Below are 20,712 nucleotides of genomic sequence, written 5' to 3'. Positions count from 1 at the left end.
TATTTTTCATCGACTCTAATAAGTTATAGACGCATCACGAGTTCCAGTGTCGGCTTCTTTCTCTTCTTCTTTTTGTTCTACATCGCGCTCTTCTGTGGCGGGCGCATGTAGCGGTAGTTCTATTTTGACGACGCAGCCGTGTCCGATGGCGCTGGATATGTTGATGGTTCCGCCCAATACGTTGGTGACCAGTTGGTGCGTCAGGTGCAGTCCCAGGCCGGTGCCGCCCTGGTTGCGTTTGGTAGTGAAGAAGGGATCGAAGACTTTGGGCAGGATTTCCGGTGGGATGCCGGCGCCGTTGTCGCGAACTTCTATTTCGGCGATCTGGTCGTTGCGGCGCTGAGCGGAGAGCCAGACTCTGCCTTGCGGCATATCCTGAAAGGCGTGTTTCATGGCGTTGTTGACCAGGTTTTCCAATACCTGGCTCAAGGCGCCGGGATAGCTGTCCAGCTCCAGGTCTGGGTCGATATCCGTAACCAGTTGGTGTTCTCTTTTGTGAATACGCAGCCAGGTGGTCAGCAGCATGTCTTCTATCAGCCCTCTCAGTGAGAATACCCGTCGCTCCGCCCCGGCGCGGTCAGTGGCGAGTTGTTTGAAACTATGCACCAGTTGTGCGGAGCGATTGAGGTTGCTGAGGATGATGCCGGCGCCTTGTTCGAACCGCGCGAAGTAGTCATTCATATCGGAACGGCGCAGACCACGAGCAAAGGCCTCTTTCAACTCCACCGCCTGCCGCTGCATGGAGGAAAGCGTCACCAGAGAGGCCCCGAGAGGCGTATTCAGTTCATGGGCGACGCCGGCCACCATCATCCCCAAAGACGAGAGCTTTTCCGCTCGCACCAATTCGTCCTGAGTGCGCATCAGGTTGTCCAGCGACTCTTGCAATAGGGTGTTGGCGTGCTCCAGTTCACCGCTTCGCGCGCTCAGTTGAGCGTTAAGTGTGTCTTTAAGGGCGTCGGCTCTGGCGATGCGGATGAATGCAAAGAACAATATCACCCAGAGTGTGATGATCAACCCCAGGGTAGAGGCGAGCGCTTCCCGCTGAATTGCGGAGATCGCCGTTGGCTCCACATTCACCACCAGTTTCCAGTATTGGTCGTCCTTGCTATGGTTTGAGGTGGGTGAGAACGTCGTGAACAGCCAGAGGCCGTCATCATCCGTAAAAGTCCCATAGTTGGTATTGATGATGCGGTCCCACCCTTCAGGGTGACGGACGCCAAAGCGCAGATTGCTGCGCTTGAACATGAAGCCCCATTCGTCTTTGGGATGATTGCTTAACAGCCAATACCCATCGGAATTCAGCAAGTGAAGGCGCAAGCTGGAAGGCAGATGTAAATTACGTAAAGCTTGCAACATCAGGTTGGCTTTGTAGTTCAGTACTATCACGCCATTGTGCTCGCCATGGTCTGTATGAATGGGGGAGACCGCGCGAAGTACAGGGTTATGCGGAGTCTGGATTGCTCCGTGTTCGATATTAAGGTCCAAGGGAGAGAAGTAGATTTCTTCCGGGTTCAACGCCATGCCGGAGATGAAATAATAGCGCTTGCTTTTCTCCTGCAACTGCTCTTCAGGGATGCGAATCGCCTGGGAACCGAACGTTTCCACGCGAACTAACTCTTTGCCGTCAGGACCCAGCCAGCGTACTTGGTCGTAAATACCGGAGGCTTCCGAGAAATCCTGCAGCAAGGCCTCAGCGCCTTGTTTGCTGTCTGGGGTGGCGTTGCGTATTGCTTTATTGTGCGCCAGGAAACGAATGTCTGTAGCCAGATCGCCGAAATTCCTGGCCATTGTCTCGTAGGCGGAGTTGAGTGAACCTGAAGCGGTTTCCTGCAGGGGGGACAGCTTATTATCCAGCAGGTAGTCGTACAGAAAGAATGAAAGGGCCAACAGAAGAACACTCCAGGGCGCGATGAAATTCAGCAGACGTTTGCGAAGGTGATATAGGGACGGTTCCTGGTTGGTCATGGCGTCAGCGTCGTTGGGTCAGCCATTGCAGCAGGTCGTCCACCGCCATCGGGCGGGCGTAAAGGTATCCCTGCACGCTCCTGCAGCCGTTGTCGAGCAGCCACTGCGCCTGTTCCTTGGTTTCCACTCCCTCGGCGATAATGTCGAGATTGAAGCTTTCGCCAAGTTGAATGACCGTCTTGGCGATTGCGGCGGCGCCTTTATCGGTGGTGACTTTATCGATGAACGACTTGTCAATTTTCAGCCGGTCCACGGCGAGGCGGCTCAGGTAAGCCAGGGAAGAAAAGCCGACGCCAAAGTCGTCAATGGCGACAGCGACGCCAATTTCCCGCAGACGCTCCAACTTATTTTGCACCAGCGCGAAGTTGTGCATGACTGTGGACTCAGTGATTTCGACCTCGATTTGCTGGGGTCTGATGCCGACCGCCTCCGCGCTGCGGATAAGCGTGTCCACCATATCATCCTGCTCAAACTGGATGACGGAGTAGTTCACGCCAATGCGAATATCGCGGTAACCGGCTTCCTGCAGACGACGGCAGGCGGCGCAGCCCTGGGTGAGAATTTGTTGTCCCAGGGGCAGAATTAAACCGGAGGTCTCCGCCAGGGAGATAAACTGATCTGGTCGGATGTGGGTTCCGTCCTCCAGGCGCCAACGCGCCAGCACTTCTACGCCGGTGACTTGATTGGTTTCTATGTCCACCTGCGGTTGCAGGACAGCGAAAATACTTTGTTTGGTCAACGCGTCCTGTAGCGCCTGTAACAAGTGGAAGCGACTCGCGGCGGCGGCTTCGGTTTCAGGGTCGTAGATGGTGTGCTGGCGTATGCCGCGTTTTTTCGCCTGCTTCAGGGCGATTCCCGCCCGGGTAATGACCTCTGGCGGCGAGCTGTCAGGATGATTGAGGGGATAGATCACCGAGCTGATGTTAAGTAACTTTAAGCTTTTTTCACTGACGGAAAGGCCGTTGAACAATCCGTCCAGCTTAACGGCGGAGACACTTTCGACACTCCCCAGTACGGCGAATAGATCGTCCTTGACCCGGGACACCTGAACGGCGCCATTAAACGTATCTTTGAGCCGGCTCGACACCAGCTTTAAAACCGAATCACCGTAACGGGCGCCCAATACGGAGTTGATGCTGGCGAAGCCGTCTATGTCCACCAGCATCAGCTGATATTGGTTTCTGTCCGCGCGGGAGAGAATTTGGCTCAGTCTGCGCAGTAATGCATTGCGATTGGGGATGCGCAGAGTGTCATCTTCGTAGGCCAGGCGTTCCAGTCGGTTGAACAAAGAGACGTTTTGCAGGCCATTGGCGATATTCAGGCTGAATACGCGAATCAACTCCTGCTCGGTGGAGTCGAGGGAGTGGCCGGTTTCGATGTAGGCGGCGTAATCGGCGGCTCCTATGGGGTCGAGAAAAAACAGACAGGTGTAGTCTGTCTCGTGAATGGACTTGCGTGTCTGCAGGCACTGGTTCAGGTGGTCCCGTACGTTAGGCGCTTCAAACTCCATCAGGGTTTTACCGACGCAGTTGGAGTAAATCCCCGCTGCGCCGATGATATAGCTTTCCCGACTTTCAGGCCTGGAGGTCGTATACGCTTTGGCGCACACCAGACCATCGGGCGGAAGCCCCAGGAGTTTGGCCAGCTCCGCCAGCATGCGCGCGGAGAATTCCTGCAGGTTTTTAGCGGAGTAAACGGAATCGCTGGACTCGGCGATCAACTGCAGACCTCGTTTCGCCCGCGCGATTTCCCGAATCTGGATATAAGAGCGGGCGCAGCCGGTTAACACGGTTTGCAGTCGTGTGTCGGTCAGTTCGGATTTGGTCCAGTAATCATTGATATCGTACTCTTTCATCACGTCCAGCATGGGCGCCATACCGGGCTGTCCTGTCAGCAGCACCAGACGGATTTCCGCATTGCCGAGCACTTCCCGAATGGCCCGTACGAGACGGAGGCCCGCGTCGTCAGTCTCCATCACCACGTCCACCAATGCGATAGCGATATCGGCGTGTTCTGACAGCAGTTTGGAGGCTTCCGCGTAACTGTAGGCGCGTAGTAGCTGGATGGGGCGATCTAAAATCTTCAGGCCGGCGAGTGCGAACTCTGTAGAGCGTTGATAGTTGAAATCGTCATCGACGGTAAGTATTTTCCAAGCTTGCCGCGTAGTTCGCTCCGGTGAGTCGGGCTCATCTTGCGCGAAGCTGATGACATCGTCATCCATCGGCGTGGTTTCCATAATATCCTTCCGTTCTAAGAACCCCTGTCAACTGGTTCCGACCTTGTCAACGTTTTGGCTGGAAGGCGCGTCATTCAAGGGGTGCGCGCAAGGAACAGCCTTGAAAAAAACGGATATTTTGAAGATAGAAGCGTGGAGGCTCACTGTCAATACAGGATGTGACAGAGTCTTATAATTTAATCCACGCGCCTTATATTCAAACTATTTGCCGCGTATTCTAGATACGGTTTTTCTATCTCAGTGGATTAACGCATGATCATTCTTTATCAGTTTCCTATTTCTCATTTCTGCGAAAAAGCGAGATGGGCGCTCGACTATAAAGGGCTGGAATATAAGGTGAAAAACCTGATGCCCGGGGCGCATATCAAAGCCATCAAGAAGCTGGCGGATAAGTCCACGGTGCCGGTTATCGAGCATGACGGAAGAATTGTGCAGGGCTCGGCGGAAATCATTAACTATCTTGATGAACTGTCTTCGGAGAGGCCATTGACGCCGGTGGAGCCGGGAGCAAGATCCGCCGCTCTGGAATGGGAAAAATACCTCGATAGAGAGATCGGCGTCTCCATCCGTTGTTACTGCTACCACTATTTATTGACGCGCCCGGATCAGGTGATTCCCATGCTCGCGCACCACGGGCCCTGGTATGGCAAGTGGCTGTTGCGTCTGGGCTTTGGCAAGTTAAGCAAAATTATGCGCAAGCACATGCGTATTAATGATGAAACGGCGGCGGACTCATTGCGTCGCATTCAGGCTGCGCTGGCCCGTATCAATGAACGCGTGGGGAATGACGGTTATCTGGTGGGAGACTATTTCACCCGGGCGGATCTGACGGCTGCATCATTGCTGACGCCGTTTCTGCAGCCGGAATCCTTCGATATTCCATGGCCGCAAGACCCGCCGCCAGCGTTGGCGCAGACCGTGAAAGAGCTGGAGCCGCAACTGGAATGGGCGCGGAGAATCTACGCCCGTTATCGTTGAACCATCAACTGGCGGCACCTGGATTTTCAAGGCGTCGCTTCAGGCTTTGCAGTCCCTCTTCGTACATGGGCGCCAACAGCCTTTCCAGCAGCAGGCCGATGTAGCGGTTGAACAGGTTGAGGCCGTGCTCGGTGTCGAAACCCCAAGTTACTCTCACGGCACTGTCGGCGGGCTGCAGGCGGTAAAACGCTGAAGCCTGGCCGTTTTCGCCAAAGTCCAGCGCTACTTGAATCTCCTCCGCCTCTTTGACGGCGATAATCTCCTGATAGCCCTGACCCACTTTCGGGTCGTCGCTGCGCCAACTCATCTTGGCGCCTACGCCGGACTGAGGGCCTGAAAACTGGTATTGGGCGTTGGGGTCCAGCTTGGCCCAGGGCGACCAGTCATTAAAGTTGCGGTAGCTATTAAGGAAGTCAAACACCTGTCGCTGCGGCGCGTTAATCACCACACTGCGTTCGACATGAGTAGAGTCCGGTAGAAAAAAACCGGCGATAATGACCAATACAACGACGCCAAGCAGGATTTGCCCAGTGGATTTAAGCGCTTTCTTCATAGAGGCTTTCTCAATTTATTGGTTATCAGGCGGCGGCGATGGGGTTCGCCCACTGCGACTGTAGCCTCAGGCGCAGGCTTTGCCAAGATGGCTGGAAGGAGATGAAGCCCAGCGGATAATTATTCGGTTTTTCATTCAGTTAAGGTTCACGTTAACAGGCTTATCGTAACAACCGTGATCGATAAACCTGCGAGGAATTAAAAATGAAAAAGTTACCGATGTTGTTACTGACCCTGGGGCTGGCGATCGCCGGCGCATCCACTTCCGCCATGGCCCACGATGGCGGACGTCATGAAGGTAGGCGTTACGATAACCACCACAACCATGGGCATCATGATAAACATCGCCATCGTGGCGGACACCATAAGCATCACAATCGTCGCCACCACCGCCATCATCGTTATTACAGACATCATGACGGCCGTAGATGGGATAATCGTTACAGCTACTACAACCACCGCCGCTACAACGATGACGGCATTGTCGTAGTCTTTCCCATCAAATAAGCATTGCGGATGGAGAAACGAGGCCCGGATACGCAGTGACGACAGTGCTGACTCCGGGCGCTCATGAATGGATTTAACTTGTCACCGGCGGCGTTCAGCCGAACGCCAGCATCTTGACCGCGGCGATTGCCGCCATACCCCGTATCAACCACTTAAACTGGTTGATGTTCAGCTTTCTCAGCAGCCAATAGCCTGCCCACGAACCGACCAGCAATCCAGGCAATCCCGCGAGGCTGCGCAGGGCGATGTCCTCGTTGAGAAATCCCGCGGCGATCAGCAACGGCACTTTGGCGCTGTTCAGGATCATAAACGCCCATGCCCGGGTTCCCACATAGGCTTCCTTGGACAGACGCTGCTCCATCAGATACAGGCTGAGCAGAGGGCCGGCGGCGTTAGCCGTCATGGTGACGAACCCTGACAGCAATCCCATGGCCTGGGTGGCCGCCGGATGGCGCATGACAGCGGAGGGGCGGTAATCCAGCCAAAGCCCCAGGGCCAGGATCAACACAATCATGACGCCCAGCAACAGCGTGAACTGCTCTGGATTGATGCTGGAGAGCAACCAGATGCCCAGGCCGATGCCGATTAGCGCCAACGGCAACAGGCGCAGCACGATAGGCCAGGAAGCATGGCGGCCATAGCTTTTCACCGCCAGAATATCCGTCGCGATGTACATGGGAATCAGAATCCCCAGCGCTTCCGGGCCAGGATAGGCGATAGCGATGATCGGCAGAATGAGCAGCCCCATGCCGCCAATGGAGAATTTGGAGAAGCCGGTGATAAACCCGGCGGCGAGAATACAGAAGAATGCGGTATCAAAGTCCATACAACCCCCTCAGATCTTGACGGGGCAAGCTTACTCCGTTATATGACCGTAAAATAATGATATATATCGCTCAGGTTGATCGGTATTCTCGATTGTTGTGGGCGTTGATTTTGGCGGGAGCATCAGGGGAGGGCGAGCATGACTAATGAGCAGTTACGCGCATTTGTTGGCGTGGTGGAGCATGGCAGTTTTCGTGCTGCTGCTGCGGCTCTGTTTAAAACCCAATCTACGGTCAGCGCGGCGGTGGCGGCGCTGGAGCAAGAGTTCGATTTACAGTTATTCAGTCGCGAAACCTATCGGCCGACGCTGACTATCGAAGGCAAGGCGTTGTTCCGGGAGGCCAAGGCGCTACTGTCCAAAGCTCATGATCTGGAAATGCTAGGGCATCGTCTGGCGCAAGACAAGGCGCCGGAGCTGTCCCTTTCCCTGAGCGCCATGTGCGCGCACTTACCGGGGCTGGACACTTTGAAAGCGTTTGCCAAAAAGCGACCCGAGATGCGCCTGCATTTACATACGGAGCATTTGTCCGGGGTGCTGGAGCAACTGCTGCTGGAAAAAGCGGAAGTGGCTATTGGCCCCCAGGTTGGTCTGGATGATCGCTATGAGTTTACTGAGGTGGCGAAAGTCACCCAGGTCACCGTCGCCGCGCCGGGTTTTGTCGACGCTGGCGCGGACGGCGTGGTGCGCCATGCGCAGTTACGCAATCTGCCGCATATTCTGATCGCCGACAGCGGTTCGCTGGCGCCCTTTGACCATGTCAATGTCATTCCTGGCGGCCACCGCTGGTATGTGAATGACTTTCTGATGAAAAAGGGGCTGCTTCTTTCCGGTATGGGCTGGGCGCGGATTCCGCTGCATATGGTGGACACTGAATTGGAGCGGGGAGAGCTGAGGTTTCTACAGGTGGAGAATTTTCCTTCGCGCAGTCTGGTTCCTATTTATCTCATCCGCTTGCGCAATCAATTGTTATCGCCGCTGGCGCAGGAATTCTGGGATGAAATGTTGGGCGCTTCGCTTTGACATTACCCGCACTCTGTCCAATAGTTATCAATTAACTGAGGGCGCTGAGACGATAACAATAAGGTTCCATCCGTGTTTTTCTGCTTGGGATAAGCAAAAACGCCATGAAAGATACGTGCGTATATATCATCGAAGATGACCAGATGCAGGCGGATCTGCTGTCGGCTATTCTGGAGTCCTACGGTTACCAGTCCAAAGCCTACGGCAATCCCAAAGCGTTCTTATCCGAGTTCAGCAACGACCACAATTGCGTGATTCTCTCCGACATCGTGATGCCGGACATGACGGGGCTGGACTTGCTGACCAGGATGTCCGAAACCGGTTACCTGCCGCCGTTGATATTGATGACCGCCTACTCCACGGTGCCGGTGGTGAAAGAAGCGTTGCAGGGCGGCGCCTTTGATTTTCTGCTCAAACCCATCAGTATTACAGATGTAGGGCCATTGCTGGAAAAGGCCGTGGTCCATGAGAAACTGCACCGCGAACGCTATAAGAAACGCCTCGACATACAGCACTCTATCACCCAGCTGACTGCTCGCGAAAAGCAGGTCTACGATCTGCTGCTACAGGGACTCAGCACCAAGGAGATGGAGGCCAGACTGTTTATCAGTCCCCGCACCATTGAGACGCACTGCCGCAACGTGTTGGCGAAGTTTGACGTCTCCTCCATCAAGGATCTGCTGGTCAAAGTGCTGCCCCTGGCGGCGGAGGAGAATGGCGTCGGCTGACCTGCGCGCGTTTTGTCCCGCCAACCTGCTGCGCGCGACCTGTCTCATGGCCGTCTTATATCCCCTGGCGCTGGTGATCAGCGTCTCCTCGGTTAAGTAGTACTACTGAGAACCTGCCTGACATTTCAGTACGCATACGAATCCTTTTGCGTAGGCAATGTGCGTATTCTTGGCTTATAAAGTTCAGGAGGCGGTATGTCAGCAAATCGAGTAGTTTCCCTGGTCGCGAACAATGCGCCACAAAACGAGTTGGAACTCAGCAAGCAAAAGATTGCCGAGCTGGAGCAAAGTTTCGCCAGTGTGAATCAAATGGCGCTGGGGTTGTTGCGCTCCAACAGCTTCCTGGGCGGAATGATTGAATTTTTCGAGCGCTGCTCGGAAAGTCGCGATCCCTCTGAGATTGGCGTAGCGATGGAAAGCGCGTTGAGCGGTTATCAGCTCCCTTACGTGTTTATTCTCAACCTGCCCGAACAGCACTATGTGTTCGGCGGTAAAAACTATGTCACCAATCTGCAGTTCGACGTCATCACCACATTGACGCTGCAACGTGAGCGCATTGTGAACTTTGATCAATATACGCTGATTAATTTTCCGTACTTCTCCATCTGTCTGACCATGACGGCGGAGGACAATGAAGCCTATCTGGACGATCTTACCCGCCTGGCGCAAGTAGCGAACTACGTGCTGGCGGATCTGGTGAGAGAGACGCAGGAGAAAATGGTGCGCCAAGGCATCATGCAACGGGCGCTGCGGCGTACGGAAGCATTGCTGGACAACATCATGAAGATGGCGCTCGACTGTGGCGCCCACTCTATCCAGAGCTTTTCCGATCTGAAGTGGACAATCCAGAGCTCCATTATGGGACTCGATCTGGACACCGAGACGGAACAGAGCATTTTCAATATCGTCGATCAATTGATGGAGCAATTCGAGCACCAACAAGCCTCCACCCGGATCATCGAAAACTATATCCGTTCGGTGAAGGAGAATTTGTCGCAGCTTAATGCTGGCTGTGCGGGAGAAACGAAATGAACGCAGAGAAGGTTATGGCAATGGATGAAGGTGATTTCGCTGCGGATGTCGTCAGAAACAAGTTTCTGGAGCATCTCGCCGACAGTATGTCATTGATCAGCTCCAATGGCTCCCGGCTGCATTGCGCCAGCCTGGCGGATACGTCTCGCATGATTACAATGATGCGGGACATCGCCAGCGGCATTGTCGCCACGGCGGAAAGCCAGGGGCTGCCCAGCATCGCGGAATGTGGTCTGGAATTGCAGCGCTGGTGTCGGCTCGCGCTGCATAACGAAGATCTGGAGGTTATGCGCTGCCTCATTCCTCAGATCAAGGAGGCGGGAAACGAGCTTGCCCGTGAGGCGGATCGCCTGTGCGTGAACCATAAATGGAAATCCAGCCGCAGAGATTAATCTCCCCTGTCGCAGCGTTCGCGCTGCGGCTATTCCCTGTCTATACTCCCTAGCATTCATTTCTATTTCTTCGTCCAGCCAGTTATTTTCCAGGCGCCGGACACGAACCTGAAGCAGTAGTTCAGCAGTTTGCGACTCGGGGAGTCTATGAAGGTTTGTCCCATTTGCAGTACGGATTTTCCCCAGGGCGATTATTGCCCGGCCGATGGGGCGACATTGGTGGATAAGCAGCGCCGCGATCCGCTTATCGGCAAAATGCTGAAGGATATGTATCGCATTGAATCCCGTCTGGCGGAAGGCGGAATGAGCCTGGTCTATGTAGCGCGCCAGTTATCGCTGGACCGTCTGGTGGTGGTCAAACTGCTGCGGGCGGGCATGGACGATCATGACTTTATCCAGCTGTTTTTCCGCGAAGCGCGCATCGCCAGCCAATTAAACCATCCCAACGTCATGCATGTGATCGACTTCGGCAACACCGACGACGGCATGATGTATCTGGTGGTGGAGTATCTGCGCGGAGAAAATCTGTCCGATCTGGTGGAAAAGCGCAGCGGGCTGCCGTTGGAAAACGTGGTGTGGCTGCTGGAGCAGATCGGCGCCGGGCTGCAGGCCGCCCATCAGATGAACATCGTGCACCGGGACTTGAAGCCCGGCAACATTATTGTCGCGCGAGTGTCCGGCGACCATTCCGTCGCCAAGCTGCTGGATTTCGGCATCAGCAAGCCACTGGGAGAAGGGGATCTTAAATACACCCGTTTGGGCATGGTGATGGGGACGCCCGGCTATTTGGCGCCGGAGCAGATTGAAGGCGCGCGCAATATCGACAAACGTGCTGATATTTACGCCCTGGGCGCGATTCTTTATTTCTGCATTACTGGCGAGCGCCCTTATACCGGCGAGAGCCCTCAGGACATCATGAACCGGCAATGCGCCGGACCGCCGCCGGCGCTGCGGGAAAACCGCTTGACCGACGCCCGCAATAAAGCGCTGGAGCCGGTGATTCTGAAGGCCATGGCGCTAAGCCCGGATGACCGCTATCCGGACGCCCAGGCGATGGTGCGGGACATTCAAAACCGCGCTCACGCCGCTATCGCGGAATATTCCAAAGCTATGGAGATGGCTCCTCCCAATCCCGATGTCTATCAATTCATTTTCTATGGCGAAATTCGCGGCGACGTGGAGTTGCAGGACACCCAGGAAAAACTGAAAGCGGCGCTGGGATTGAGCGACGCCGCCTGCGCCCGTCTGTTCAGCGGTAAGCGGGTGGTGGTGAAGAAGAATCTCAGCCTGGGCAAGGCGAAAAAGTACGACGAGGCGTTTCAGGCCGCCGGCGCTTTAGGACAGATTGAGGAAATGGATACCGCCACCCGTATCGATCCCGCGCACAGCATGGATGAGCGCTCCATGAGCCAGCCTATTGTGGTGGTGGCGTCCACTTTGGCGGAGCCCATGCATCTGGGCTCGCAACCGCACCCGTTCGGCGTGCAGAGGTATACGCATCCTGTCGCGCCGACGCTGGACGAAGATGAGGCGACTACTGTGGTGGCTCCGGGAACGCTTCCTACGATGGCGCCCGGCATGGCGACGGCTGCTGGTCAGAGCGCCCAGCGTCGAATGCCGCTTTGGCTGGGGCTGACGGCGCTGATAGTGATTCTGTTGGGCGTGGGCTACGCCGTTCCGGTGGTGCGCTACAGCGTGGCGGATGGGTATGCGGAGTTAACCGGCTGGCAGGCGCCGCGCGGCGTGAGTGAAAACCGGGTGGCGCTGGGAATGAGCGCCGCTTTCAGCGGTGGCGCCAGAGAACTGGGGCGCGCCATGCAGTTGGGCGTCGACGTGCGCATTCGCGAAATTAACGAGCAGGGCGGCATCCACGGACGCTATATCGAATTGCGCGCCTTGGATGATGGATATGAACCTGCGGCGGCGCACCAGAATGTTGAAAAGTTTATGCAGCCGGACGGCGTATTCGCCATGTTGGGCAATGTGGGAACTCCCACAGCGGAAACAATATTGCCGGTCGCCCTGAAGGATAGAATGATCGTGTTCGGCACTTTCTCCGGCGCGGCCCTGCTGCGGAAAAGTCCGCCGGAGCGATACGTGTTCAACTATCGCGCCAGCTACGAAGATGAAACCAACGCTCTGATTCGCTACTTCATCGAGGAACAGGACGTCGATCCCAGAATGATCGCCGTGTTCTATCAGGACGACGGCTACGGCCAGGACGGTTTGAAAGGGGTGGAGGATGCGCTGTCGGATTACGGCGTGCGTCCCCATGAAATCGCCAAATTCAGCTATCAGCGCAATACGGCGCAGATTGAAGGCGCGGCCCAGGGCATGTTGGGCCGCCTGAGCGAGATTCAGGCGGTAGTGGCTATCAGCACTTACACCGCCAGCGCGCGCTTGACCAAACGTCTGCGTCAGGCCGGATTCACCGGGCCTTTCGCCAATGTCTCCTTTGTCGGGGCGCGGGCGCTGGCGGAGCAGTTCAAGGAGTTGGGCGTGGAGTACGGCGAGGGCGTGGTGGTGTCTCAGGTGGTGCCGCCGTTTGACTCCTATGCTACCGGGGTGCTGCGCTATAGGGAGGCCTTGAGCCGTTTTTATCCCAATGAGCAGCCGGACTTTATTTCACTGGAAGGCTACATTGTGGCGACCTTGTTTTTCCATGCGTTGGAGCGGGCGGGTCGACACTTCGATACCGAATCGCTGGTGGACACGCTGGAGTCGTTTGACGGCGTGGACTTGGGCATCGGGGAGACGATCACTTTCCGCGCTTCGGATCACCAGGGCAGTCATCGGGTATGGGGAACCCAGTTGAATCGCGATGGAGCGTTTGAGGCGGTCAGGCTCAGCAAGAAAGAAACGCTGTAGCCGGGCCATTCCGACATCATCTCTGCGGCGTCCGATGCGGCTGGATGAAGGATGCGCCAGGCCGGGCCGCGCGCTGTGGACTCAGCATGAGGCGAAGCGAAATGAGCGGCGTAACAGCGAAATCTCTACTGGTCGCCATGGGACTCTATTGCAGTCTGTGCGCGACCTCCGTAACAGCGGTGGAAGTTCAGCAAAACCAGTTGTACGAAGGGGGAACCCTGATTGAGTCCGGCTCGCTGGGCCTGTCGTTCAAGATTCCTGACGGCTGGCAGGGCGCCTGGCCGGCGGGATCGGAACTCTTTGTACTGGAATCCCAGGCGCTGAAAGCCAATATCTTTGTCTACATCGACCAGTCCGGCGAGCAGGCGCTGATGCAACAGATGGCGCAACCGGTGCCGTTGGACGCTTCCGTCGTCCTGTATCCGAAAAGCGCGCCGCAAAAACGCAACGGTCGTCTGACGGCGGACTACAGCATCGGCAATATGCCCAACATGGAAGGCCGCATCAGCGCCGTCACCGGCAAAGGCTCCACCTCCGTGGCGTTGATTGCAGTCGCGGATCAGAGCACCGCCGCGCAGGTCTGGAAAGTGGCTGAGACCGTGGCTTCCTCGGTTAAGTTCTCCGCGCCGAAACCCCTGGCGCAAGGCGGGGGCGATGGCGGCTGGAGCACCTACATGCGAGGGCGTCATATCGTGCGCTATTACTCCGGCTCCGGTTATCACGAAGAAGAACACATCTGGTTATGCAGCAACGGTGAGTTCTATCGCTCCGGCAACAGCGGGGGCTATGGCGGCGGAGCCAGCGGCGCCACTGGCAGTCAGGGCTCTGGCAGATGGGAGGCCCAGGGCTCGATGAACGCTCAGGGCAGACTGATTCTGCAATACGGCCCTGGCTACAGCATGCAGGGCAGCACGCCGGGTTTTGACTGGAATGAATCCGGCCCGGGCGGGGAGCGCGTTACCTTTACGCTGGCTCTGGCCAATAACAAGCTGTATCTGGATGGAACTCAGTGGCTGCGGGACGGCAATAACCGTTGTCAGTAAGAAGGGCGGGAGCGACGCTGTCGCTCCCTATGCCATGCAGGAAAAACTCAGTCCGACCAGCGCAGCACCACTTTGCCGGAACGGCCGCTACGCATGGCTTCGAAGCCTTGTTCGTAGTCGGCGTAATCGTAGTGGTGAGTAATGATCGGCTCGATATCCAGTCCCGCCTCCAGCATCGCCAGCATCTTGTACCAGGTCTCGAACATCTCGCGACCGTAGATGCCTTTGATCTGCAGCGCCTTGAGCACGATTTTGCTGAGATCCAGCTCCGCCGGCTTGGAGGGCAGACCCAGCAGGGAAATACGTCCGCCCATCATCATTACGTCCAGCATGTCGTTGAGGGCTGAAGGAATACCGCTCATTTCCAGGCCCACATCGAAGCCTTCCTTCATTTTCAGTCGTCCCATGACGTCGCGCAGAGATTCCCGTTGCGCGTTCACCGGCTCCACATCCGCGACCTTGGCCGCCAGCTCCAGGCGGTAATCGTTGATGTCGGTGATCACTACTTTATGAGCGCCGGCGAAGCGCGCCACCGCGGCGGCCATGATGCCGATAGGCCCGGCGCCGGTGATGAGAACGTCCTCGCCCACCAGATCATAGGCCAGGGCCGCGTGTACGGCGTTGCCCAACGGGTCGAGAATCGCGCCAAGCTCCAGGCTCACTGCGTCCGGCAAGGGCACGACGTTGAAAGCCGGCAGGCAAAGGTACTCGGCGAAAGCGCCGGGCAGGTTTACGCCGATGCCTTTGGTGTCCGGCGCCAGATGGAAACGTCCTGCGCGGGCGTTGCGGCTGAGCATGCCCACCACGTGACCTTCTCCCGAAACGCGCTGTCCGATATGCAGACCGTCCACATGACTGCCGACTTCCACAATCTCACCGCTGTATTCATGACCGGTGGTTAAAGGGACGGGAACGTTATTGCGCGCCCAGTCGTCCCAGTTGTAGATGTGGATGTCGGTGCCACAGATCGCGGTGCGCTTGATCTTGATGATCACATCGTTTGGACCGCACTCGGGAACCGGCTGCTCCTGCAACCAGAGTCCGGGAGCGGATTGCGCTTTGACCAACGCCTTCATGGTTGACGACTGCATGTTCAGCCTCCAATAACCCCAAGTTGTTGACCGACGCGGGTAAAGGCGGCCACCGCCTGCTCCAGTTGTTCGCGGGTCAGCGCCGCGTTCATTTGGGTGCGGATGCGCGCCTGACCTTGCGGCACCACTGGATAGAAGAATCCAGTGACGTATACCCCTTGCTCGTACAGCGCTTTCGCGAAATCCTGCGCCAGCTTGGCGTCTCCCAGCATGACCGGGATGATGGCGTGCTCGCCGGGCAGAAGTTTGAAGCCGGCTTCGCTCAGGCTGTTACGGAAAAACGCGGCGTGTTCGCGCAGCTTGTCGCGCAGATGGTCGCCGGCGATGGAAATTTCCAGGGCTTTCAGGCTGCCAGCGACGACAGGCGGGGGAAGGGAGTTGGAGAACAGGTAGGGACGGGCGCGTTGACGGAGCAGTTCGATAATATTGCGGCTCGCTGCAATAAAGCCGCCGGCTGCGCCGCCGAGGGCTTTACCCAGCGTGCCGGTAATAATGTCCACTTCCACGCCGTTGTAGGCGGCGCTGCCTTTGCCCTGCGGGCCGATAACGCCGGTGGCGTGACAGTCGTCCACCATCACCAGGGCCTCGTATTTACGCGCGATGGCGACAATGTCCTTCAGCGGCGCGATATAGCCGTCCATGGAGAAGACGCCGTCGGTGGCCACCAGAATATTGCGGGCGCCGTCAGCGCGGGCCTGTTTCAGCTGGGCTTCCAGATCGTTCAGGTCGCGGTTGCCGAAACGGTAGCGTTTGGCTTTACACAGACGGATGCCGTCGATGATGGAGGCATGGTTCAGGGAGTCGGAGACGATAGCGTCTTCAGCGCTTAATAACGGCTCGAACAGGCCGCCGTTGGCGTCGAAACAGGCGGCGAACAGAATGCTGTCCTCCATTCCCAGGAACTCTGCGATTTTGTGCTCCAGATCTTTGTGCAGCGTTTGCGTGCCGCAGATAAAGCGCACGGAAGCCATGCCAAAACCGTATTTGTCGAGCGCTTCATGCGCCGCAGCGATGACTTCCGGGTTGTCCGCCAAGCCCAGATAATTATTCGCGCAAAGATTGAGAATTTGTTTATCGCCAGCGTCTCCGGCGAGCTTGACGGCGGCCGCCTGAGGGGTGTCGATCACACGCTCCTTTTTAAACAGGCCGGCTTTTTCAATCTCATCAAGGGTTTGCTGTAATTGTTGTTGGAAAGTCTGGTTCATTGGAATTTTCCCTTATATCGGACGTGTTTCCTGTATAGTGGAAAAAAGAGCGCAAAGCAATAGGGAAAAATATACCCAGCCCCCTGAATCAGGGCCATGGCGGCCTCCCTGCCACGTTGCGTCGCCTAACCTGATTGTTAAGCGGAAGGGTTATCGCGTGACCGCGCCAAAACGTCGACTGACTCTAGCGATGACTGTGATTCATCACGACTAAAAGAGCGATGGTGTCGCTGTCGCCGTGATTCTGAATGGTGTGGGCGACGTCGGCGTGATAGCGGGCGGTGTCGCCCTGCGCCAGACGCTGGGATTGCTGGCCGCTGACGACTTCAAGCTGACCGCTTAGCACGGTGAGGTGCTCCATGCAGCCCTGTGTATGGGCCTGGCTTTCCAGTTTGCCCTGGGGACGCATACGCAGCTCGTACCATTCAATGGAGCCCACCAGATGGGGCGGGCTGAGAATGCTGAGGTGATAGCCGCCCTGAGGATTGTCGATTTTCGGCGTTTGCGCGGCGATGATGTGTTCGATGGGAGAGTGGGAGACCCCCTCGCTCTCATCCACCAGCTCCGACCACTCAATGCCCAGGGCGCGGGTGAGGTTCCACAGGGTGGCGAAGGTCGGGTTGGCCTGGCCGCGTTCGATCTGCGACAGCATGGAGCGCGATACGTTGGACTGTTGCGCCAGTTGCTCCAGAGTCAGCTTTTCTGACTTGCGGAGCTGTTGAATGCGTTTGCCCAGTCTGGCGACTAAATCGGTGTCTTTCATTGTTTCGTTTCACGTTCCAGAGAGCGGCGCCACTCGCTTAAAAAGCGTTGCCGTTTCAATTTATCCAGCGGAACCAGCAATTGCGGTCCCACCGTAATGGGTTTCAGCGGCCCCGGCGCATGCTTGTTCAGCCAGTCCGCAGTGACTTCGCCGTGCACGCCAGGGTCGATAGGATACAGTTTCGACTCGCTGGCCAGAGTCTGCTGACCTGCCGGAGACAGCAGAAAATCCAGGAAATCCCGGGCGTTCTGCGTGTTGACGGCGTGCTTATGAATCAGAGCGATGCGCGTCATGATCAAGGTGTAGTCCGCCGGTAGGATCATTTTCAGGTTAGGCGCCGACGCCAGTCGGGCCTTGGTGTACGAGCCCAGCAGATTATAGCCGATCGCGTACTGCCCGGAAGCCAGACCGTCGAGAATGTCGCCGGTGCAGCAGGCCAGTTGTACGGAGTGGGTGCCGAAGGCCTCCAATAGTCGGCCATAGGTGGTCGCCTGCTGGCTGTCCTGGGCGGCGAACAGGTAACCGACGCCGCTGCGGGCGATATCATAGGTGGCGATTTTGCCCGCCAGACTTTCGCCCTGGCTACGGATCAGCTCCAGCAATTGTTGGCGATCCTGTGGTGGCGGCCCCGGCAACAGTTTAGTGTTCACCACGGTCACCACCGGTTCAAAAGTAAAGCCGAACGCCTCGTTGCGCCACTTCGCCCAGTCGGGAATGCGGCGGGTGTAGGGGGACTCGTAGCGCTGCGCATAGCCGTCATTGACCAGTTTCACCTGCAGGTCCATCGCCGAGCTGATCAGCAGGTCGCCGACGATGGCGTCCGGCGGTTCTGTCGTATGGGTGGAGCCTTCCACGGTGTGCTGGAACAGGTCGGCGGTTTCAAACTCAATCAGTCGGATTTCCACATTGGGATAACGCTGCTGAAACGCCTTGATGATGGGGTTCATCACCACGTAATCCAGCACCGCATGAATATTGAGCACGCTGACCGGCTTCTGCTGCGCCGGATAAAGCACGACCGGCAGCGGACCGGACACTGCCCGTGCGGTAGTGACGCCGAAGAGGGCGAGCACGAGAAGCGCTCTGCATAGCAAATCTGTACGGAAAAAACCGAAGCGGCTATTTGCCATGGATGCTCTCCTTACGAAAGCCTACCCGCACCGTCAGGCCTTGAGGGTGATTATCCATCAGCCCCACCTCCGCGTTATGGCGCTCCGCAATCTCGCGCACGATGGCCAGACCCAGTCCGCTGCCGACGCCGACGGCGGCAGGCGCGCGAAAGAAACGGGTGAAGACTTTGTCCCGATATTCCACAGGAATGCCTGGGCCGTGGTCTTTTACTTCCACGAACAATCGGTTGACGCTTTGGTGGACGCGTACTACCACTACGCTATCCACCGGGCTGTAGCGGACGGCGTTCTCGATCAGATTGCGGAACAACTGCTTCAGTGCAAAGGCGTCGCCAAGCAAAGTCGTATCCTCTGCGTCCGCCTCAAAAGCCAGTTCCACTTTCTCGTTGATAGCGTGTGACGCCAGCTCCAGGCAGGCCTCTTTCACCACTTTGTTGAGTTCGATGCGCCGCAGCGCCTCGCTTTGCAGGCGATGGGTGATAGTGGCCTGATTGAGCAGTTGCGACACGGTGGTGTTAAGTTGATCCACCGACTGCATGATGCGGTTATACACGGGTTTGGGGTCATCGATATCGGGATGGTCGCGCAGGTTCTGCAACGCCGCGCGCAACCCCGCCAACGGCGTGCGGATCTGGTGAGCCGCCTCGCCGGTGTAGCGCTGCATGCGGTCCAGGGTATCCTGCAGGCGCTGCATAAAGTGATTGATAGTTTGCTGTAAGCGCCAGGTTTCCTTGATGGGCGTGACGTGCAGGGGCGTCAGATCAGTAGGGGAGCGCGCGGCCAGCTCTCTTTCGATCTGATCCAGGGGAGAGAAAGCGCGTTTGATGCCGTAGCCCAATAGTCCCAGGGCGATGACGGAAGCGATGGCGATCAGTTGTAAACCTTTGCCGGTGATATCCTCGGCCAGATCGGCGCGGGCGTTGATGGTCTGTCCCAATTGCACGGTGATGTAGCCGGTGATGTCCGCCTCCGTCAACAAGCGCCGCAACACGATGAAGCGCACAGGTTCGTCCAGATAGCGGCTGGTGAAAAATCGTTGCTGGATCAGGCGCGCGCCGTCTTTGCTGAAGCCTTGGCTGGCCTCAGGACGGGGCAGGTCGTCGTAACCGGTGAGGTAGGCGTCGCGAGGGCCGCTGATGCGGTAGAACACCCGGTCGTCGCGGGCCAGGGCGAGGGTTTCGAAGGCCGCCACCGGCAGATCCACATCCACTACGCCATCGCGAACGTGTATGGCGTCCGCAATCTGAAAGGCGGCGCTGGCCAGCAGTCGGTCATAAGAGAGTTCCGCCGCGCGTTTGCCGTATCCGTCGATAGCGATGATGGCCAGAGTTCCGAGCACCAGAATCAGCGCCACGGCGCCCAGGATCAACCTGTTGCGCAGTGAGACCGGCTGATCCGGACGCAACGGCGAGTCAGTCATCATCGCATTCCGCGAGATACCCCAATCCCCGCAAGGTGCGTATCTGAACGGAGGACTCTGCGAGCTTTTTGCGCAGGCGCGCAATATACAGTTCGATGGCGTTGGGTCCGGGGGATTCATCGAAGGCGAACAGACGGTCGGCCAGTTCCTCCTTGCTCATAACCCGTCCCAGATGGCCGAGAAACACTTCCAGAAGACGGAACTCGCGGTTCTTCAGGTCCAGCTTTTCTTCATTGACGTATACCGCTTTGGCGGAGCGGTCGAAAGACAGATTGCCGTGTCGGCTGAGGTTGCTGGAAAAGCCCTGGTTGCGCCGCATGAGCACCCGGCAGCGGGCTTCCAGTTCGCCGAAATCGAAGGGCTTGGTGAGGTAGTCGTCGGCGCCGGCGTCGAGCAGTTTGATGCGATCATCCACCTGTTCGCGGGCGGTGAGAATCAACACCGGCGTGGTGTCTTTGCGTTTGCGCAGCTCCGATAGAATCTGCTCACCGCCCAGTTCAGGCAGGTTGAGGTCGAGAATGATCAGATCGAATTGCTGGTGCTGCAACAAACCGTTGGCCTGGCGTCCGTTGTTAACCCAGTCCACGCCGTGGCCCATTTTCTGCAGCCGCGCCTGGATGGATTCACCCAGCAATTCAGAATCTTCTACAACAAGGATATGCATGCGCCGACTTCACTTTTTCGAATCAGGACGTGACAGGTTTATGACAGGTTCAGCAGTTAGGATGCCGTCATTACCTGTTCCATATCAAGCATAGGTCGCCGGAGAGGTAATCGAAACCAAGTTTCCAAAACCGCAACGAGCGACTAAACATAAAGCGCAACAAAAATAATAGGAGCGTGACATGAACACAACGTATCTTTTTCGACAATCCCACCCCCCAGACCTTGGAATCCCGCCAGCTTTTCGTTCCGTCAGCAAATGACAATATAAGCAGGACGGCGGACGCCGGTAG

General features: G+C 56.8%; 18 protein-coding genes. 8 read left to right on the top strand and 10 right to left on the bottom strand.

Going from position 1 to position 20,712, the window contains the following annotated elements; all coding sequences use genetic code 11:
* Positions 1 to 15: 15 nt before the first annotated feature.
* Positions 16 to 1,965, bottom strand: a complete 1,950-nt coding sequence (locus EUZ85_RS25080; RefSeq protein WP_127972882.1) for a sensor histidine kinase — start codon at positions 1,963 to 1,965, stop codon at positions 16 to 18.
* A gap of 4 nt (positions 1,966 to 1,969) precedes the next feature.
* Positions 1,970 to 4,201 (bottom strand): bifunctional diguanylate cyclase/phosphodiesterase, encoded by a 2,232-nt coding sequence (locus tag EUZ85_RS25075; protein WP_127972881.1) that lies wholly within the window; start codon positions 4,199 to 4,201, stop codon positions 1,970 to 1,972.
* A 252-nt stretch (positions 4,202 to 4,453) separates the two neighbouring features.
* On the opposite strand from EUZ85_RS25075, the gene EUZ85_RS25070 reads away from it, so the two are divergent.
* Positions 4,454 to 5,179, top strand: a complete 726-nt coding sequence (locus EUZ85_RS25070) for a glutathione S-transferase family protein (protein WP_127972880.1) — start codon at positions 4,454 to 4,456, stop codon at positions 5,177 to 5,179.
* Between the two features lie 4 nt (positions 5,180 to 5,183).
* On the opposite strand, the gene EUZ85_RS25065 is transcribed toward EUZ85_RS25070, so the two are convergent.
* Positions 5,184 to 5,732 carry an SRPBCC family protein gene (locus EUZ85_RS25065; RefSeq protein WP_127972879.1) on the bottom strand — a complete coding sequence of 183 codons (549 nt, stop codon included), beginning with the start codon at positions 5,730 to 5,732 and terminating at the stop codon, positions 5,184 to 5,186.
* A gap of 203 nt (positions 5,733 to 5,935) precedes the next feature.
* Between EUZ85_RS25065 and EUZ85_RS25060 the strand changes: the two genes are divergently transcribed.
* Complete coding sequence (locus tag EUZ85_RS25060) at positions 5,936 to 6,238, top strand: hypothetical protein (RefSeq protein ID WP_127972878.1); 303 nt, start codon at positions 5,936 to 5,938, stop codon at positions 6,236 to 6,238.
* Positions 6,239 to 6,332: 94 nt separating this feature from the next.
* On the opposite strand, the gene EUZ85_RS25055 is transcribed toward EUZ85_RS25060, so the two are convergent.
* Complete coding sequence (locus tag EUZ85_RS25055; RefSeq protein ID WP_127972877.1) at positions 6,333 to 7,064, bottom strand: sulfite exporter TauE/SafE family protein; 732 nt, start codon at positions 7,062 to 7,064, stop codon at positions 6,333 to 6,335.
* A 138-nt stretch (positions 7,065 to 7,202) separates the two neighbouring features.
* Here EUZ85_RS25055 and EUZ85_RS25050 point away from each other — a divergent pair, with 138 nt between their 5' ends.
* From EUZ85_RS25050 to EUZ85_RS25025, 6 genes are all read left to right on the top strand, one after another.
* Entirely contained in the window at positions 7,203 to 8,084 is an 882-nt protein-coding gene (locus EUZ85_RS25050) for a LysR family transcriptional regulator (protein ID WP_127972876.1), read from the top strand.
* 104 nt (positions 8,085 to 8,188) lie between these two features.
* Positions 8,189 to 8,812, top strand: a complete 624-nt coding sequence (locus tag EUZ85_RS25045; RefSeq protein WP_127972875.1) for a response regulator transcription factor — start codon at positions 8,189 to 8,191, stop codon at positions 8,810 to 8,812.
* Positions 8,813 to 9,007: 195 nt separating this feature from the next.
* Positions 9,008 to 9,844, top strand: coding sequence for a hypothetical protein (locus EUZ85_RS25040; protein WP_127972874.1), 837 nt, complete (start codon positions 9,008 to 9,010; stop codon positions 9,842 to 9,844).
* Complete coding sequence (locus EUZ85_RS25035) at positions 9,841 to 10,236, top strand: hypothetical protein (protein ID WP_127972873.1); 396 nt, start codon at positions 9,841 to 9,843, stop codon at positions 10,234 to 10,236. Before EUZ85_RS25040 ends, EUZ85_RS25035 begins: the two co-directional genes overlap by 4 nt.
* Before the next feature lie 147 nt (positions 10,237 to 10,383).
* The gene (locus EUZ85_RS25030; protein ID WP_127972872.1) at positions 10,384 to 13,104 is read left to right on the top strand and encodes an ABC transporter substrate-binding protein; all 2,721 of its coding nucleotides are present in this window, start codon (positions 10,384 to 10,386) and stop codon (positions 13,102 to 13,104) included.
* Between the two features lie 101 nt (positions 13,105 to 13,205).
* Positions 13,206 to 14,147, top strand: a complete 942-nt coding sequence (locus EUZ85_RS25025; RefSeq protein ID WP_127972871.1) for a hypothetical protein — start codon at positions 13,206 to 13,208, stop codon at positions 14,145 to 14,147.
* Positions 14,148 to 14,194: 47 nt separating this feature from the next.
* Here the strand turns inward: EUZ85_RS25025 and tdh are convergent, their stop codons facing one another.
* From tdh to EUZ85_RS24995, 6 genes are all read right to left on the bottom strand, one after another.
* On the bottom strand, positions 14,195 to 15,223 hold the full coding sequence (tdh, locus tag EUZ85_RS25020) for an L-threonine 3-dehydrogenase (protein ID WP_164887479.1): 1,029 nt from the start codon (positions 15,221 to 15,223) through the stop codon (positions 14,195 to 14,197).
* A gap of 17 nt (positions 15,224 to 15,240) precedes the next feature.
* The gene (locus EUZ85_RS25015; protein ID WP_127972869.1) at positions 15,241 to 16,443 is read right to left on the bottom strand and encodes a glycine C-acetyltransferase; all 1,203 of its coding nucleotides are present in this window, start codon (positions 16,441 to 16,443) and stop codon (positions 15,241 to 15,243) included.
* Positions 16,444 to 16,627: 184 nt separating this feature from the next.
* Positions 16,628 to 17,206: a helix-turn-helix domain-containing protein gene (locus EUZ85_RS25010; RefSeq protein WP_127972868.1), complete on the bottom strand. Its 579-nt coding sequence runs from the start codon at positions 17,204 to 17,206 to the stop codon at positions 16,628 to 16,630.
* The gene (locus EUZ85_RS25005; RefSeq protein WP_127972867.1) at positions 17,203 to 18,336 is read right to left on the bottom strand and encodes an ABC transporter substrate-binding protein; all 1,134 of its coding nucleotides are present in this window, start codon (positions 18,334 to 18,336) and stop codon (positions 17,203 to 17,205) included. Before EUZ85_RS25005 ends, EUZ85_RS25010 begins: the two co-directional genes overlap by 4 nt.
* Positions 18,326 to 19,759 (bottom strand): sensor histidine kinase, encoded by a 1,434-nt coding sequence (locus EUZ85_RS25000; RefSeq protein WP_127972866.1) that lies wholly within the window; start codon positions 19,757 to 19,759, stop codon positions 18,326 to 18,328. The genes EUZ85_RS25005 and EUZ85_RS25000 overlap by 11 nt, the downstream gene beginning before the upstream one ends.
* Positions 19,749 to 20,420, bottom strand: coding sequence for a response regulator transcription factor (locus tag EUZ85_RS24995; protein WP_127972865.1), 672 nt, complete (start codon positions 20,418 to 20,420; stop codon positions 19,749 to 19,751). The genes EUZ85_RS25000 and EUZ85_RS24995 overlap by 11 nt, the downstream gene beginning before the upstream one ends.
* Between the last annotated feature and the right edge of the window lie 292 nt (positions 20,421 to 20,712).

The sequence above is a fragment of the Hahella sp. KA22 genome (assembly GCF_004135205.1).
Taxonomy (GTDB): domain Bacteria; phylum Pseudomonadota; class Gammaproteobacteria; order Pseudomonadales; family Oleiphilaceae; genus Hahella.
This window is presented reverse-complemented; position numbering and strand designations above follow the sequence as displayed.

Coding starts and splice junctions, on each gene's coding strand:
- EUZ85_RS25080 (WP_127972882.1), bottom strand. CDS start 1,965: ATGACCAACCAGGAACCGTCCCTATATCACCTTCGCAAACGTCTGCTG.
- EUZ85_RS25075 (WP_127972881.1), bottom strand. CDS start 4,201: ATGGAAACCACGCCGATGGATGACGATGTCATCAGCTTCGCGCAAGAT.
- EUZ85_RS25070 (WP_127972880.1), top strand. CDS start 4,454: ATGATCATTCTTTATCAGTTTCCTATTTCTCATTTCTGCGAAAAAGCG.
- EUZ85_RS25065 (WP_127972879.1), bottom strand. CDS start 5,732: ATGAAGAAAGCGCTTAAATCCACTGGGCAAATCCTGCTTGGCGTCGTT.
- EUZ85_RS25060 (WP_127972878.1), top strand. CDS start 5,936: ATGAAAAAGTTACCGATGTTGTTACTGACCCTGGGGCTGGCGATCGCC.
- EUZ85_RS25055 (WP_127972877.1), bottom strand. CDS start 7,064: ATGGACTTTGATACCGCATTCTTCTGTATTCTCGCCGCCGGGTTTATC.
- EUZ85_RS25050 (WP_127972876.1), top strand. CDS start 7,203: ATGACTAATGAGCAGTTACGCGCATTTGTTGGCGTGGTGGAGCATGGC.
- EUZ85_RS25045 (WP_127972875.1), top strand. CDS start 8,189: ATGAAAGATACGTGCGTATATATCATCGAAGATGACCAGATGCAGGCG.
- EUZ85_RS25040 (WP_127972874.1), top strand. CDS start 9,008: ATGTCAGCAAATCGAGTAGTTTCCCTGGTCGCGAACAATGCGCCACAA.
- EUZ85_RS25035 (WP_127972873.1), top strand. CDS start 9,841: ATGAACGCAGAGAAGGTTATGGCAATGGATGAAGGTGATTTCGCTGCG.
- EUZ85_RS25030 (WP_127972872.1), top strand. CDS start 10,384: ATGAAGGTTTGTCCCATTTGCAGTACGGATTTTCCCCAGGGCGATTAT.
- EUZ85_RS25025 (WP_127972871.1), top strand. CDS start 13,206: ATGAGCGGCGTAACAGCGAAATCTCTACTGGTCGCCATGGGACTCTAT.
- tdh (WP_164887479.1), bottom strand. CDS start 15,223: ATGAAGGCGTTGGTCAAAGCGCAATCCGCTCCCGGACTCTGGTTGCAG.
- EUZ85_RS25015 (WP_127972869.1), bottom strand. CDS start 16,443: ATGAACCAGACTTTCCAACAACAATTACAGCAAACCCTTGATGAGATT.
- EUZ85_RS25010 (WP_127972868.1), bottom strand. CDS start 17,206: ATGAAAGACACCGATTTAGTCGCCAGACTGGGCAAACGCATTCAACAG.
- EUZ85_RS25005 (WP_127972867.1), bottom strand. CDS start 18,336: ATGGCAAATAGCCGCTTCGGTTTTTTCCGTACAGATTTGCTATGCAGA.
- EUZ85_RS25000 (WP_127972866.1), bottom strand. CDS start 19,759: ATGATGACTGACTCGCCGTTGCGTCCGGATCAGCCGGTCTCACTGCGC.
- EUZ85_RS24995 (WP_127972865.1), bottom strand. CDS start 20,420: ATGCATATCCTTGTTGTAGAAGATTCTGAATTGCTGGGTGAATCCATC.